The sequence below is a fragment of the Flavobacterium aureirubrum genome (genome assembly GCF_038739835.1).
GTDB lineage: Bacteria > Bacteroidota > Bacteroidia > Flavobacteriales > Flavobacteriaceae > Flavobacterium > Flavobacterium aureirubrum.
Window position 1 is genome coordinate 175,900 of sequence record NZ_JBCGDO010000003.1, and the last position, 15,846, is coordinate 191,745.

11 protein-coding genes and 1 tRNA gene are annotated in these 15,846 nt (G+C 34.2%); 6 read left to right on the plus strand and 6 right to left on the minus strand.

What is annotated here, in order from left to right; genetic code table 11:
• Window positions 1-122 precede the first annotated feature (122 nt).
• The 5 genes from WFZ85_RS04200 (at window position 123) to WFZ85_RS04220 (ending at window position 10,190) form a co-directional block, all read left to right on the plus strand.
• Window positions 123-719, plus strand: coding sequence for a TetR/AcrR family transcriptional regulator (locus WFZ85_RS04200; protein ID WP_342695031.1), 597 nt, complete (start codon window positions 123-125; stop codon window positions 717-719).
• 6 nt (window positions 720-725) lie between these two features.
• Window positions 726-2,066, plus strand: a complete 1,341-nt coding sequence (locus WFZ85_RS04205; RefSeq protein WP_342695032.1) for a TolC family protein — start codon at window positions 726-728, stop codon at window positions 2,064-2,066.
• A 57-nt stretch (window positions 2,067-2,123) separates the two neighbouring features.
• Window positions 2,124-3,266 (plus strand): efflux RND transporter periplasmic adaptor subunit, encoded by a 1,143-nt coding sequence (locus WFZ85_RS04210; protein ID WP_342695033.1) that lies wholly within the window; start codon window positions 2,124-2,126, stop codon window positions 3,264-3,266.
• 93 nt (window positions 3,267-3,359) lie between these two features.
• The gene (locus tag WFZ85_RS04215) at window positions 3,360-6,818 is read left to right on the plus strand and encodes an efflux RND transporter permease subunit (RefSeq protein WP_342695034.1); all 3,459 of its coding nucleotides are present in this window, start codon (window positions 3,360-3,362) and stop codon (window positions 6,816-6,818) included.
• Between the two features lie 126 nt (window positions 6,819-6,944).
• Window positions 6,945-10,190, plus strand: a complete 3,246-nt coding sequence (locus tag WFZ85_RS04220; protein ID WP_342695035.1) for a zinc-dependent metalloprotease — start codon at window positions 6,945-6,947, stop codon at window positions 10,188-10,190.
• A gap of 53 nt (window positions 10,191-10,243) precedes the next feature.
• On the opposite strand, the gene WFZ85_RS04225 is transcribed toward WFZ85_RS04220, so the two are convergent.
• The 4 genes from WFZ85_RS04225 to WFZ85_RS04240 form a co-directional block, all read right to left on the minus strand.
• Window positions 10,244-10,774: a hypothetical protein gene (locus WFZ85_RS04225; protein WP_342695036.1), complete on the minus strand. Its 531-nt coding sequence runs from the start codon at window positions 10,772-10,774 to the stop codon at window positions 10,244-10,246.
• Between the two features lie 29 nt (window positions 10,775-10,803).
• On the minus strand, window positions 10,804-11,475 hold the full coding sequence (gene pth, locus WFZ85_RS04230; RefSeq protein WP_342695037.1) for an aminoacyl-tRNA hydrolase: 672 nt from the start codon (window positions 11,473-11,475) through the stop codon (window positions 10,804-10,806).
• Window positions 11,476-11,577: 102 nt separating this feature from the next.
• Window positions 11,578-12,186, minus strand: a complete 609-nt coding sequence (locus tag WFZ85_RS04235) for a 50S ribosomal protein L25/general stress protein Ctc (protein WP_342695038.1) — start codon at window positions 12,184-12,186, stop codon at window positions 11,578-11,580.
• 99 nt (window positions 12,187-12,285) lie between these two features.
• Window positions 12,286-13,227, minus strand: a complete 942-nt coding sequence (locus tag WFZ85_RS04240) for a ribose-phosphate pyrophosphokinase (protein ID WP_342695039.1) — start codon at window positions 13,225-13,227, stop codon at window positions 12,286-12,288.
• A 327-nt stretch (window positions 13,228-13,554) separates the two neighbouring features.
• Here WFZ85_RS04240 and WFZ85_RS04245 point away from each other — a divergent pair.
• Window positions 13,555-13,634: transfer RNA gene (locus WFZ85_RS04245), tRNA-Leu, on the plus strand.
• A gap of 34 nt (window positions 13,635-13,668) precedes the next feature.
• On the opposite strand, the gene mgtE is transcribed toward WFZ85_RS04245, so the two are convergent.
• A complete protein-coding gene (mgtE, locus tag WFZ85_RS04250; protein ID WP_342695040.1) occupies window positions 13,669-15,021 on the minus strand; it encodes a magnesium transporter in 1,353 nt (450 codons plus the stop codon).
• On the minus strand, window positions 15,011-15,790 hold the full coding sequence (gene rsmA, locus WFZ85_RS04255; protein WP_342695041.1) for a 16S rRNA (adenine(1518)-N(6)/adenine(1519)-N(6))-dimethyltransferase RsmA: 780 nt from the start codon (window positions 15,788-15,790) through the stop codon (window positions 15,011-15,013). The genes mgtE and rsmA overlap by 11 nt, the downstream gene beginning before the upstream one ends.
• Window positions 15,791-15,846 lie beyond the last annotated feature (56 nt).

Here is a 15,846-nt window from a genome sequence, read left to right on the forward strand (position 1 = left end):
TAATGTAATTCAAAAACACATTTTGTCAAATGCTTATCTAATGTTAAATTTAGGTTAATACAAAGGAAACTATTTTAGTATTTAAAGTTTCCTGAATATATTTGTCCCCGAAAACAATAAAAATGAAAGACAAAATCATCAAAAAAGCAACCGATATGTTCCTGAAACTTGGTTTCAAGAGTGTTACTATGGATGATATTGCCTGCGAAATGTGTATTTCCAAAAAGACCATTTACAAATATTTTAGCAATAAGGAAAAACTTATCGAAGAGGGAACAGAAGTTGTGCACCAAAAAATTCATAGCATGATGGATGAAATCATCTCGAAGAATTATAATGCTATCGAAGAAAACTTTGAATTGCGAAAAATGTTTAAAGAAATGTTTCAATCGTTTGACCACTCACCTGCCTATCAATTGAAAAAACATTATCCTGAAATTTACGAAAAAATGATGGCTACTGAAATTGAAGATTGCAGCCAAGTTTTTAAACAAAATATTGAAAAAGGAATTGTAGGCGGAATTTATAGAAATGATACTGATATAAAATCGGCGGTGCAGTTTTATTATACTTTGATATTTTCTATCAACGAAAACACTATGCTTGAGAAAGATGCCTACGAACTCGAATTAAAAGCATTAGAATATCACACTCGCGCAATTGCAACTCCAAAAGGAATTGAAGAACTAGAAAAACAATTAAAAAACCCTAATTTATAAATATCAATGAAAAACAAAGTATTGCTAACCTTTCTACTGATTGTAAGTGTTTTACAAGCCCAAGAAAAACAACAGAATTACTCATTTAGTCTGCAACAAGCCATTGATCATGCCTTACAAAATAATTATGCTGCAATCAATGCAAAAAGAGATATTGATGCATCAAAAGAAAAAAAATGGGAAACAACCGCTATGGGTTTACCTCAACTTAATGCAAATGTGAGCTATCAAAACAACTTTGTATTACAACAAACGGTTGTGCCTGCTGAATTTTTTGGCGGAACACCAGGCGAATTTGCGACAGTAGCTTTTGGAACAAAGCACAATATGGTTGCCAATGCCTCGTTAAGCCAATTAATTTTTGATGGTTCATACATTGTAGCACTACAAGCTTCAAAAACGTACATGAAATTTTATCAAAATGCCAAACTAAAAACTGATAGCGAAATAAGAGAAATGATAATCAACTCTTATGGAAACGTTTTGTTAGCAGAAGAAAGCATTGCTATATTAGAAAAAAACAAAGCCACTTTAGAAAAAACACTTTTCGACACCAATGAAACCTTCAAAAACGGATTAATTGAAGAAGAAAACGTAGAGCAGCTTCAAATTACACTTACTTCGATTAATAGTACTCTAAACTATAATAAACGTTTACTTGATGTGGCTTATAAGTTTCTTAAAATAAATCTAGGTATCGACATTAATGCTGAAATCAAATTAACAGATAAATTAGATAATCTTTCTACTTCAAATTTAGACTTATCGTTTTCTAAAAATGAATTTGTAGTTTCAGAAAACATCAACTATCAAATGGCTCTAAATTTTCAAGAACAACGAAAATTAGAGTACAAACTTGAAAGAAGCAAAGCATTACCTACACTAGCCGCAAGTATAAACTATGGTTATAACTCCTTTAGTAATCAATTTACTTTTTTTACTAATAATCAAAACTGGTTGAATTTCTCCAACCTTGGAATTGGTTTGAACATCCCAATATTTAGCAGTTTAGCCAGAAGTTCAAGAACGCAGCAGGCTAAAATTGCTTTAGATCAAGCAAAAACGCAACTCACCGAAACGGAACAAAAATTGAAATTACAATACGAAAAAGCCAAAAGCGAGTTCGAATACAGCATTGAACAATATGCTACGTCCAAAAGTAACCTGAGTTTAGCAGAAAGAATAGAAAATAAACAACAAATAAAGTTTAGAGAAGGCCTTTCCTCAAGTTTTGATTTTACTGATGCACAGCAACAACTCTACTCAAAGCAGCAAGCTTATCTCCAATCTATGGTTGAGATTATTAATAAAAAAGCAACCTTAGAAAAAATACTAAATAAAAACTAATCTATCATCAATATGAAATCGAATATTTACAATTCCCAAGAAAAAAATACGACAATCATGAGTACAAAAATAATCGTCATTGCCATACTATCTTTGTCAATACTATCCTGTAGTAATAAAGAAAACGCCAATTCTATCGACCAATTAGTAAGTGCTAAAAATGTAAAAGCACTTCAAGAAAGAAAGGCATTATTGCAAGCTGATATTACCAAAATTGAAGAAGCGTTAGCAACATTAGATGTAAAAAAAGAAGAAGCATTGGTAAGCGTTGCCACTTTAAAAGACACCTTATTTAATCACTATTTAGAAATTCAAGGAAGTGTAGATACTAAAGAAAATATTTTGATACAGCCAGAGTTTAGTGGACTTTTAACTTCACTAAATGTAAAAGCGGGACAAAAAGTAGCCAAAGGACAAATTCTTGGGAGAGTTGATGATGCAGGAATGAGTCAACAGTTAGCCAATGCCGAAAATCAATTCTCCTTAGCAAAAACAACTTTTGAACGACAAAAAAATCTTTGGGACAAAAAAATTGGCTCAGAAATTCAATATTTACAAGCACAAACACAGATGATTTCTGCCCAAAAAGCAGTGGCTCAAATCAAAGCTCAATTGTCTAAAACTATAATTCGCGCGCCGTTTTCGGGAACAATTGATGAAGTTTTTGTTGAAAAAGGCCAAGTCGTTGCGCCAAGTGCACAAGGATTAATGCGAATTGTAAATTTGGGAAATATGTTTGTGTCGACTTCTGTGCCTGAAACTTACATTGGAAAACTAAAAGTAGGAACCGAAGTTGATGTTTTTTTAACATCGCTAGGAAAAACATATGTTGGTAAAGTAAGACAAGTGGGCAATTTTATCAATCCAAATAATAGAAGTTTTGGCATAGAAGTAAGCATTCCAAATCCTGATAACATGTTGCGTCCAAATCAAGTAGCGAAATTAAAAATAATTGATTACACCAATAAAACTGCAATAGTAGTTCCAACGAATGTCGTTCAAGAAGATGGCGAAGGAAATAAATTTATTTACACTGTTGAAGGAAGCAATGGCAAAACAGGTACTGCTAAAAAAGTGGTAGTTGAAATTGGAAAATCATCGGATAATGTTACTGAAATAATAAGCGGATTAAACGAAAATGATGTTATTGTAACCGAAGGCGTAAACAATATTTCAGAAGGAATGAAACTAAACTTTTAAAAATCGTTTAAGATTGTTTAGGGTTTAGGATTGTTTAAAAAAGACAGTCGTACTAAACTTTTGAACAAATTAAACAACTTTAAACTAAAAAATATGTCACACAAAAATAAAGAATTTGGAATATCGAGTTGGGCAATAGATAATCGTGTAACGGTGTATATTTTTACCTTGCTCGTTACTGTTACTGGTTTGATTGCTTATGTAACCATGCCTCGTGAGGATTTCCCAGAAATCATTGAAAATAAAGTATATATCTCTTCGGTTTTCCCAGGGAATTCAGCAGAAGATGTGGAGAAATTAATTATCAAACCACTCGAAAAGGAAATCAAAAACATTAGTGGCGTTGAAAAAGTAACCGCAAGTTCATTTCAAGATTATGGAATGATTATCGCCGAGTTTAGTGATAAAGTTGCTATTGAAGAGGCCAAAACCAAAATCAAAGACAAAGTAGATATTGTAAAAGCCGATACCGATTGGCCAAATCTTGATAACGGAAGCAAAGTAGAACCGAGTGTTTTTGAGCTAAACATTTCAGAAGAAGTGCCTATTTTAAATATTAATTTAAAAGGGAATTACACTACGCAACAGCTGAAAAAGTATGGCGAAAAATTACAAGACGATATTGAAGAAATTCCCGAAGTAAAGAAAGTTGACATTCTTGGTGTTGACGACAAAGAAGTGGAAATTGCAGTTGATATTTTTAAAATGACTGCGGCACAAGTATCATTTGATGATATTCAAAATGCGGTTAAGTATGAAAATATGACACTTTCGGGTGGAAATTTAATTTCACAAGGTTCCAGAAACAATATTAGAATTATCGGAGAAATTAAAGACCCGAAAGAGTTAGAAAATATTGTGGTCAAACACAATGGCGGAACCGTTTATTTAAAAGATGTTGCTGTCGTTTCCTTCAAAGAAAAAGAAAAAACTACATATGCTCGTGAAAAAGGCAAAGAAGTAGTGATGCTCAACGTGAAAAAACGTTCGGGTCAAAATATGATTTCGGCGATTGAACAAGTTAAAGAAAAACTCGAATTGGCTCATCAAGATTATTTGCCAAAAGATTTAACGGTTGAATTGACTAACGACCAATCATCTCGTGTAGAACACCAAGTGGATGAATTATCAAACCACATCATTTTTGGAATTGTGTTAGTAATGATTGTATTGATGTTTACCATGGGATTAAGAAACTCCTTGTTCGTTGGAGCAGCCATTCCTCTTTCGATGATGATTGCCTTTACGATTTTGGCAGCTTTTGGGTTGACATTAAATACGATGGTGCTTTTTGGTTTAGTGATGGGATTAGGATTATTGGTTGACGACGGAATTGTGGTAGTTGATAACGTTTTTGCCAATATGAAAAAAGGAATGCCGAGAGTCCAAGCTTCAAAAGTAGGTATTGGCGAAATTGCTTGGCCAGTTATTTCATCAACAGCAACAACTTTGATGGCGTTTTTACCCTTTGCACTTTGGCCAGGAACTATGGGTAAATTCATGATTTATTTCCCAATAACACTGACCGTAACTTTGACAGCATCACTTTTTGTAGCAATGGTTGTAAATGCCGCTATGACTGGTGGTTCGATGGATATTGAAGATAAAAATGTTACCAATAAATCGGCAAAGCGTTATACCATTATCTTAGGAATTATAGGCGTTTTATTTGTAATCATCGGAAATATCAACGACTCAAAATTTGCGAGAGGAATTGGACACTTTTCTTTGATTTCTTTAGGACTGATGTGGTTGTACAAATGGAAATTGTACCAATGGACACAAGATTTTCAACATAGTTTCTTCCCAAGATTAGAAGAAAAATACCAACGCTTTTTAAGTAAAATACTGTCCGGAAGAAATTCATGGTTTGCACTTGGAGGAATTATTGCAATGCTATTTCTATCTATTTTCTTATTAGGTCTTTTCCCAAGAAAAGTATTGTTTTTCCCAGATAACATTCCAAGACAGGTAATTACTTATATTGAATATCCACAAGGAACAGATATTGAAAAAACGAACAAAGCCACTTTATTTGTAGAAAAGCAAGTGATTGATATAATGAAAAAATATATCGATCCTTCAACGGACGAAAACTATTTGGCGGAAAGCATCGTTTCACAAGTTGGTGTTGGTGCAGGAAATCCAAATGTCGATGCTGGTTCGGCCAACGAAACACCCTTTAAAGGTAAAGTTACCGTTAATTTTTCAGAATTTAAATTTCGAAGAGATGTAAATACTTCCGATGTTTTAGATGAAATTAGAACACGAGTAAAAGCAATTGCTGGTGCAACGGTAACGGTAGAAAAAGACGCCAATGGTCCACCAGCGGGTTATCCTATAAGTATTCAATTAACGGGTTCTGCTGGCGCTGACTATCAAGAAATGCTAAAAGAAGCAGACAAAATGATTGCTTTTATTGACTCTAAAAAAATTCCAGGTATCGAAAGATTAAATGTGGATGTTAATAAAGAAAGTCCAGAATTAGAGGTAAAAGTAGACAGAGTAAATGCCGGAAGTTTGGGCGTTTCAACAGGACAATTAGGTTTTAATTTGCGCCGTTCCGTTTATGGTCAAGAAATATCAACTTTCAAAGAAGGTGACGACGATTACAATATTGTAGTTCGTATGCAAGAAGACCAACGCAAAAATGAAAATATCCTTTTCAATCAAGCGTTAACCTTCAGGAATCAGGCAAATGGTCAAATGATGCAAGTGCCAATTTCGGCAGTTTCATCAACGGAGAAAAGCAAAACCTATAACCAAATCAAAAGAAAGAACTATAAGCGAATAATGACTATTTATTCCAATGTACTGACGGGTTATAATGGTGATGAAATTACAAAGCAAATTGGTACAGAATTAAAATCTTATCAATTGCCAAAAGGAATTTCCTATTCCTTCTCGGGAGTTCAAGAAGAGCAAGGAAAGAATCAAAGTTTCTTGATGTATGCTTTGTTTCTTGCCATGGCCGGAATTACCATCATTATTGTATTGCAGTTTAATTCAGTTTCAAAAACCATTGTGATTTTGTTTACCGTACTCCTAAGTTTCAGTGGTGTGTTTTATGGCTACGTCATCGCCAATATGGATTTTGTTATCTTAATGACCATGATGGGAATCATCTCCTTAGCCGGAATTGTGGTGAAAAATGGAATTGTATTAATGGATTTCTTTGTTTTACTTTTAGATAAAAAAGTAGCTGAAAAGAATGTTGAAAGTCATGATGATTTAACTATCGTTGAAATTAAAGAAATAATTATCGAAAGCGGAAAAAACCGTTTACGCCCTGTATTATTAACTGCTCTAACTGCAATTTTAGGATTAATTCCGCTTGCTATTGGGTTGAACTTCGACTTCTTCGGGTTAATAACCGATTTAAATCCGCACCTATACATGGGCGGTGATAATGTAATTTTCTGGTCGCCACTGGCATGGACTATTATATTTGGTTTGACTTATGCAACCGTTCTAACTTTAGTAATGGTTCCAGTGATGTTCTATTTGGTAAAAAGAACTAAATATTGGCTACGTGAAAGCAGAACATTATAGTTTTTAGTATGTTTTAAAAAGGTTACTGTTATATTTTTTAAGTCTTAAAATCATTAAAAAAGTCAAAAAAAGAATTTAACAAGTTTTGAAAACATATGCTATATTTGGAAAAGTAAAGTTAAAAAAATGAAAAAAATATTTTTAGTACTAGCTATCGTTTTGTTTTCAAATAGCTATGGACAATCTAATTTATGGAATAAAGTTTCTGAAGAAAGATTGGCAGGTTTATCAAAAATGGGCAGAGCAAGTTTGCCCACGAAATATCAGTTATATTCACTTGATTTGAATGCATTAAAAAATCAATTAGTTTCAGCTCCATTAGATAGTTCTGGACAAAATTCAAACGTAGTTTTGTCTTTTCCCAACCCTGATGGAGGATTTAACAGTTATGAGTTTTATGAATCGCCAATTATGGAAAAAGGATTAGCCGATCAGTTTCCTGATATTAAAACTTACTATGCGTTAGGAATTGACGACCAAACTGCGAGTATGCGAGTTAGTTTCACCGCTTTTGGACTTCATGCCATGATTGTTTCAGGAAATTCAAGCAGTATTTATATTGATACCTATACAACAGATTTAAATAACTTTATTGTTTACAGAAAATCTGATATTACATCTTCAAGAATTTTTGAATGTGGCGTGACCGAAGAAACCAATAAATCACGTTCAGGTACAACAAAAAGAAACACTACTTTAGAGCTGCTAAACGATAGTACTTTTAGAACTTATAGATTAGCAGTTGCTTGTACAGGCGAATATGCTGCATTTCATGGAGGAACAGTTGCGCTAGCACAAGCAGCTATTGTTACAACCGTAAACAGAATTAACTTAGTTTACCAGCGCGATTTATCAGTACGATTTGTTTTAGTAGCCAATAACACGGCTATAATTTATACAAATGCAGCAACAGATCCATTTAACAACAATAACGCAGGAGTGCTTATTGGACAAAGTCAAAATGTAATCACAAATATAATTGGTACTGCTAATTTTGATATTGGTCATACAGTAAGTACTGGTGGTGGTGGATTAGCAGGATTAGGAGTAATTTGTGATAATGCTCAAAAAGCTAGTGGAATTACTGGTTTACAAGCTCCAGTTGGCGATCCTTTTGATATTGACTATGTTGCTCATGAAATTGGCCACCAGTTTGGTTGTAATCATACATTTAACAACGCTTGTGGCGGAAATAGAAATGATGGCACAGCCGTAGAACCAGGAAGTGGCTCAACTATTATGGCATATGCTGGAATTTGCCCACCAAATGTGCAGTCAAACTCTGATGATCATTTTAGTTTCATTAGCATAGCAGAAGCGCAAGCCGTAATTCAAGGAACGACCTGTCCTATTTCTACTCCAAATGGTAATTTTGCTCCAGTTGTTGATGCTGGATTAGATTATACTATTCCAAGGTCAACTGCTTTTATATTAACTGGCGGTGCAACAGATGCTAATAATGATGCTCTAACCTATTGCTGGGAACAAACAAACAATGAAGCTTCAACGCAAGCGCCAGTGGCAACTTCTGCAACAGGTCCAAATTTTAGGTCTACTATTCCATCTGCTTCTCCACAACGATTTATGCCCGTTTTAACAAGCGTCATTGCAAATAATTTAACTCCTTCGTGGGAAGTTGTGCCATCTGTAGCACGAACTATGAATTTTGCTCTTACAGTGAGAGATAATAGATCTCCTAACGGTGGACAAACCAGTCGAGATGACATGGTAGTGACCACTGCTAGCGTTGGTCCTTTTCTTGTGAACGTGCCAAATACGGCTGTTTCATGGGTTGCAGGCTCTAATCAAACAGTAACATGGACAGTTGCAGGAACAACAGGAAATAACATCAATGCTACTTTTGTAGATATTTTGTTATCCAATGATGGAGGATTAACTTATCCGATTCTTCTTGCGAGTAAAGTGCCAAACGACGGTTCACAAGTAATTACAGTTCCTAATAACACAGGTAATACAAAAAGAATTATGGTCAGAGGATATAAGCATATTTTTTATGATATTTCTAATACAAACTTTACTATTACCGCCGCGCCTTCAACATTTTCTGTAGCTTTTTCAGGTATTGCAGAACAACAAAACAAAGCTGCATGTCAAGGAAGTAACGTTTCATTTGATATTTCCTATTTGGCACTTGGAGGATTTACAGCCGCTACTACTTTTACCGCTACAGGATTGCCTACTGCTGCTACAGCTTCATTTTCGCCTTCTTCGATAAATGCAAATGGTACAGTAGTAATGACAATTGGAAACACAGCATCAAGTCCAGCAGGATTTTATTCAATTACTGTTAATGCAACATCCGGTGCAACGACAAAAGCAGTTTCTTTTTACTTAGATCTGTTTAGCGCAACTTTTCCTGCCATGGTATTATCTTCGCCAACAAATAATGCAAGTAATCAGCAAACTACATTACCTTTAAGTTGGTCAGCCAATGCAAATGCAAACGCTTATGATGTGCAAGTAGCTACTGATGTTGCTTTTACCAATATTTTTAGTTCAGGAACTACATCGACAACATCATTTAATGTAACTGGATTAAACATCAATACAGATTATTTTTGGAGAGTTTTACCAAAAAATACTGCTTGTGGCAATGGTCCATTTAGTGCTCCTTTTAAATTTACAACTGGTTCAGTAAGTTGCGGGAACTTTGCTTCAACAAATGTTCCTATTCCAATTTCAGCATCAGGAACACCAACAGTTTCTTCGACTTTAAATATTATTTCTGGTGGAATCATAAGCGATGTGAATGTCAATCTAAATATTCCGCATACATGGGTAAATGATTTAACGGTAACCTTAACAAGTCCAGCTGGAACTGCAGTTGAATTATTTACTGCTAAATGTGATCCTCAAAATGGTAATAGCAATGTCGTAGCAACTTTTGATGACGCAGGCGGAACCTTAACATGCAATCCTGGACCAAATCCTGCTGGAATTTCGGGGATAATTGCACCAGACAGTCCACTTTCAGCTTTTAATGGAGAAAATTCTACAGGAACATGGTTACTTACTGTTGCAGATGGATTTAATCTCGATGGTGGTTCAATAAGCGCGTGGAGTGTAGATATTTGTTCAACGCTTAGTATAAGAGAAAATACATTACAAAATTTTTCGTTGTATCCAAATCCAAATGGTGGGAATTTTACAATTCAATTTACATCGAACAATAGTGAAGCTGTTCTTGTAGCTATTTTTGATATGAGAGGAAGACAGATTTATAAAAATGAATTTTCAAATACTGGAAGCTTCAATGAAAACATTGACTTAAACACTATTCAATCGGGCGTTTATTTAGTTTCTGTTACTAATGGCGATACTAAAGTAGTAAAACGTATTATTGTAAATTAAATATAATTTTACATCTTATAAAAAGTCCTGTGATTATTTTCACAGGACTTTTTTTATTTTACTGCAGTGTGGATTGTTGTAATGATTTGTGGTACTTCGGTAACAATGAAATCTAAATCAAAATTAATGTTATTGTTTACTTGATTGAGTTTTAAAGTTCCCTTTGTTACTTCATAATAACCTGTTTCACCTTTGCAAAAACAAAATCTTCCGTAAAGCATTTTTGTTTGCTGTAACTTAAAGTCTTGTAGAAGGAGTTTTTTATCCGTCTTTTTTATTTCAAAAACTATTTCTTCTCTATAATTTCCGTCCTGCAACCCTTTTTCTACTTTTCGATTGTATTGATAAACAAGTACTGAAGTTTCTTGAGAGTCAACCGTTTGATAATATATCGAACCAAAATCATCTTTTTTGATTTCCATTCGTTTGTTTCTTAGTATTTCTACAGTACATATTCCGTCATCAGGACATGACTTTTCAATAACCACCGGATTATTTTTGATAGTAGACTTTTGAGAGGAACAAAAAGTCAATCCAAAAGCTAAAGGAAAAAGCATTATTTTTTTAAAATAGTATTTCATCATAAAAAAGGTGTACCAAAAAACAGTCCGTTTTATTTTCCGTTAAATGAATTCATGGTATTACTCAAACCTGCTAGTGCAAATGACTCTATAATTTCTTTAGCGATAACAAAGCGTTCCATGAGTTTTACTTTTTCTGCTTCATTCCATTCTCCCAAAACATAATCCACTTGTTGTCCTTTTTTAAATTCATCGCTAATTCCAAATCGAAAACGAGGATATTCAGTGGTGCTAAGTAAAAGTTGAATGTTTTTCAATCCGTTATGACCGCCATCACTACCTTTTGCTTTGATTCTAATGGTCCCAAAAGGTAAGTTTAAATCATCTGTAATAACAAGGATGTTTTCTTTAGGTATATTTTCTTTTTCTATCCAATATTTTACCGCTTTACCACTGAGATTCATATAGGTATTGGGTTTCAATAACAATAGTTTTCTTCCTTTAATACTGTATTCTGTAATTGCGCCTAACTTGGCCGTTTCGAAAGAGAGACTTTCTTTTTGAGCTACATAATCTAAAACTTTAAAGCCAATGTTATGTCTGGTATTGACATACTCAGCACCAATGTTTCCCAGTCCGACAATAAGGTATTTTTTACTCACTTCTTTTACATCATTATTTGGTATTTGCTCAATCTCAGCTTTTGTAATTACTGTATTTTCTGAAGTTAGACTTTGAGCGAACAATCTTTTTAACCATTTCATTTGGCAAAAGTAATCTAAATTAAAATTGTGACAAACTGAAACTATAGGTCACAAAAAAAGCACCAGTGTGAACTGATGCTTTCGTTAATAAAGTATTGAAAATTATTTTTTCTTTCCTTTTGCTGGCGCTTTTGCAGCTTTTGCAGCTTCTTGAGCAGCTTTCATTGCAGCACGTGAAATCTTCACTTGCGCTACCACTGTATTGTCTGGATGCATCAATTTGAAATTCTTAGCTTCCAATTTAGTAACATATAATTTGTTACCCATTTCTAATTCTGAAATGTTTGCTTCAACATAATCAGGTAAGTGCTTTGGTAAGGCTTTTACCTTTAATCTTCTTTGGTTAAGTCGTAAATCACCACCTAACAAAACCCCAGGAGATGTACCCGTAACTTTCACAGGAACTTCCATGATAATTTCTTTGTTTTCATTTAATTCAAAGAAGTCAATGTGTAAAATTTTGTCAGAAACTGGGTGAAACTGAATATCTTGAAGAATTACATTGGCTGATTTTCCGCCCAAATCAACTACAACTGTGTGTGCGTTTGGAGTGTAAACCAAGTTTTTGAATGCTTTTTCTTCTGCTGCAAAATGTACTGGTTGACTTCCTCCGTAAATAACGCAAGGAACCATTCCAGCATCACGTAAGGCTTTAGTAGCTACTTTGCCTACGCTTTCTCTTTCTGATCCTTTAATCGTAATCGATTTCATGTAAAAATATTTATAGTTAATAATTAAAAATTCATTTCAAAATTATTGTCAACTTCAAAATTCAATTTCAAAATCTCCAATGATAATAAGCTTCAGGAGTTACATCAAAAACTTTCCGCTTATTGAGTTGTTGTGTTGTACCATTTGCATAACTTCTGCAAAAAGAGGTGCACAACTGACCACCTTAATTTTATTCGACTCTTTCTTCAGCGGAATGGAATCGGTAACAATTAATTCTAATAGCTTAGATTTCTCAATTTTTTCGTAAGCATCACCCGAAAGGATTGCATGTGTACAAATTGCTCTAACACTCAATGCTCCTTTTTCCATCATTAAATCCGCCGCTTTTGCTAATGTTCCTCCAGTATCAATCATATCATCAACTAAAATCACATTTCTTCCTTTTACCTCGCCAATCAACTCCATAGTGTCAATAATATTGGCTGCTTTTCTTTGCTTATAGCAAATCACCACATCAGACTCTAAAAACTTAGAATAAGCATAAGCTCTTTTTGAACCACCCATATCGGGAGATGCAATTGTCAAATTGTCCAACTGTAGACTTTTAACATAGGGTAAAAAGATGGTCGATGCAAACAAATGATCAACTGGCTTTTCAAAAAACCCTTGAATTTGATCGGCATGTAAATCCATAGTCATAATTCGGGTTGCACCAGCAGTTTCCAATAATTTGGCTATCAACTTTGCTCCAATCGGAACTCTTGGTTTATCTTTTCTATCTTGTCTTGCATAGCCAAAATAAGGAATTACAGGAGTTATATGTCTGGCTGACGCTCTTTTTGCAGCATCAATCATTAATAATAATTCCATTAAATTATCTGCACTAGGAAAAGTAGAACAGACAATAAAAACGCGTAATCCTCTAATTGATTCCTCAAAAGAAGGTTGAAATTCACCGTCACTAAATCTTGAGAACGTAACTTTACCAAGCGGAACACCATAGTTTTTAGCTATTTCCTCCGCTAAGTAGACGCTTTGTGAACATGCAAATATCTTTGCTTCTGGTTCTAAATGCGACATTGTAATTAGTTGTTGTTATCCGATGCGCTCTTTACAATTGGCTTCAATGTTATTCTCAGCTTCAAGTATTAATTGCCTCGGATGTAGTTAGTTAGTTGTTGTTCGTTTTAACGAGGTGCAAATTTAGGAATTAAATCCGACTGTGAAAGGATATTTTTAACTAATTTTATTACTCGATGAAGAAAAATTATTTACATTTGCACCCACAAATTGATAATAATCAACATCCAAATGGCAATATAGTTGTCATTTAATCCTTAGCTCGGATGGCAAAGTATTTAATTAATTTTTTCTAAAAATTAGTTTTTTATAGTTCATTCAAATATTGCCCGGATGGCGGAATTGGTAGACGCGCACGACTCAAACTCGTGTACTTAGGTGTGTGGGTTCGATTCCCACTCCGGGTACAAAACCTTTCAGAAATGAAAGGTTTTTTTTATTCTAAAATCCTAATACTAATTTAGCTATAGAAAAATAAATCAAAATTCCGAAAATATCATTACTTGTGGTTATAAATGGTCCTGTTGCTAATGCAGGATCAATACCAAATTTATTTAGAATTAATGGAATTGATGTTCCAATCAGTGACGCCATTATAATTACAGAAATTAATGCTACTGTAATTATGACTCCAATTTTTATGTCCACGCCAAGTAAAAAGTGACTTCCTGAAAATAATAAACTTGCAAGAATTAATCCGTTTAGTAGGCTGAGCGATGTTTCTTTTAGCAATCTGTTAATGATTGATCCACTTATGGAATGATTTGCTAAACCTTGCACAATAATTGCAGATGATTGTACTCCTACGTTTCCAGCCATTGCCGCAATTAATGGCGTAAAAAAGAATAATTCACCATATTTTGTCATGGCACTTTGAAAACCTTCAAGTAAAGTTACACTAATAAATCCCCCAAAAAGCGCTAAAACTAACCATGGTAAACGGGCTTTTGTTAGTTCCAAAATACTATCATCTGCTTCCACATCTTGGGAAATACCAGCAGCTAATTGATAATCTTTATCGGCTTCTTCTTTAATAACGTCAACAATATCATCAATGGTAACACGACCCACTAATCTGCCCATTTCATCTACAACCGGAATAGCTTCCAAATCGTATTTTTGCATAATGCGAGCTACTTCTGTATTTGGCGTATTTACCTTTACATAATCTACTTTTTTGATATAAACTTGACTGATGGGTGTTTTGGTAGAAGTAGTCAATAAATCTTTTAAAGACAATCTACCTTTTAATCGCCCTTCATCATCAACCACATAAATCGAATGTACTCTTGTAACGTTTTCTGCTTGAATTCGCATTTCTTTGACGCAGGTTAATACGTTCCAATTTTCATTTACTTTAACCAACTCTTTCCCCATCAAACCACCAGCAGTATCTTCGTCATAGCGCAACAAGTCCACAATGTCTTTTGCGTGTTCGACGTCTTCAAGTTCAGAGATTACTTCTTCTTTCTTACTTTGTGAAAGTTCTGCAATAATATCTGCCGCATCATCGGTATCTAACTCATCTAATTCCTCGGCAATTTCTTTTGCCGAAAGGCCATGAAGAATTTTTTCACGAACATCTTCCTCCAATTCGGTAAGAATTTCTGCCGTGATTTCACTATCTAAAATTTTGAAAATATAAATAGCTTCATCAATTTCTAATTCATCAAAAATCTCCGCGATATCAGCGTGATGCATATCATTCAATAAAATTTCCAGTTCTTGGTCATTTTTTTGATGGATGAGTTGCTCAATTTGCGATAAGAGTTCTTTGCTGATTTTAAACTGCATTGGCTTCTATTTTTTGAGTAAGTTCTACAAACTGTTCTACAGAAAGTTGCTCTGGCCTGAGGTCAAAGATAGTGTCTTCTTTCAAATTATCGGATAAATTGAAGGATTTTAAGCTGTTTCTTAATGTTTTGCGGCGTTGCTGAAAACCTATTTTTACTACACTAAAAAATAATTTTTCGTTACAAGGCAAATGAAAATTTGCTTTCCTACGCAAACGTAAAACACCCGATTTTACTTTTGGCGGAGGATTAAACACATGTTCATCAACCGTAAATAAATATTCGGCATCGTAAAAAGCCTGCGCTAAAACAGAGAGAATGCCATACACTTTATTTCCTTTTTTAGAACAAATACGTTCGGCAACTTCTTTTTGAAACATCCCCGAAAACTCTGGAACTTGCTCGCGTAATTCTAAACATCGAAAGACAATTTGTGTTGAAATATTGTAAGGAAAATTGCCAATAATTGCAAATGGTTTCCCTTCAAAAACTTCGTTAATGTTGTATTTTAAAAAGTCTTTGGAAACTATCTTTCCGTGCAATTTTGGATAATGTAAATTTAGATATTCTACAGATTCTTTATCAATTTCAATAACATAGGTATCGGTTGGTTTTTCAAGAAGATACTTTGTTAAAACTCCCATTCCTGGACCAATTTCCAAAACAGTGTCGTAGCCATCAAATGCTAATGTGTCGGCAATATTTTTGGCAATACTTTCGTCAGTTAAAAAATGTTGCCCGAGGTGTTTTTTGGCTTTTACTTTTTCCATTTATGCTGAATTTATTTCAGTATCTAATTTATTTTTTGCCGCGAAGACACTAAGTC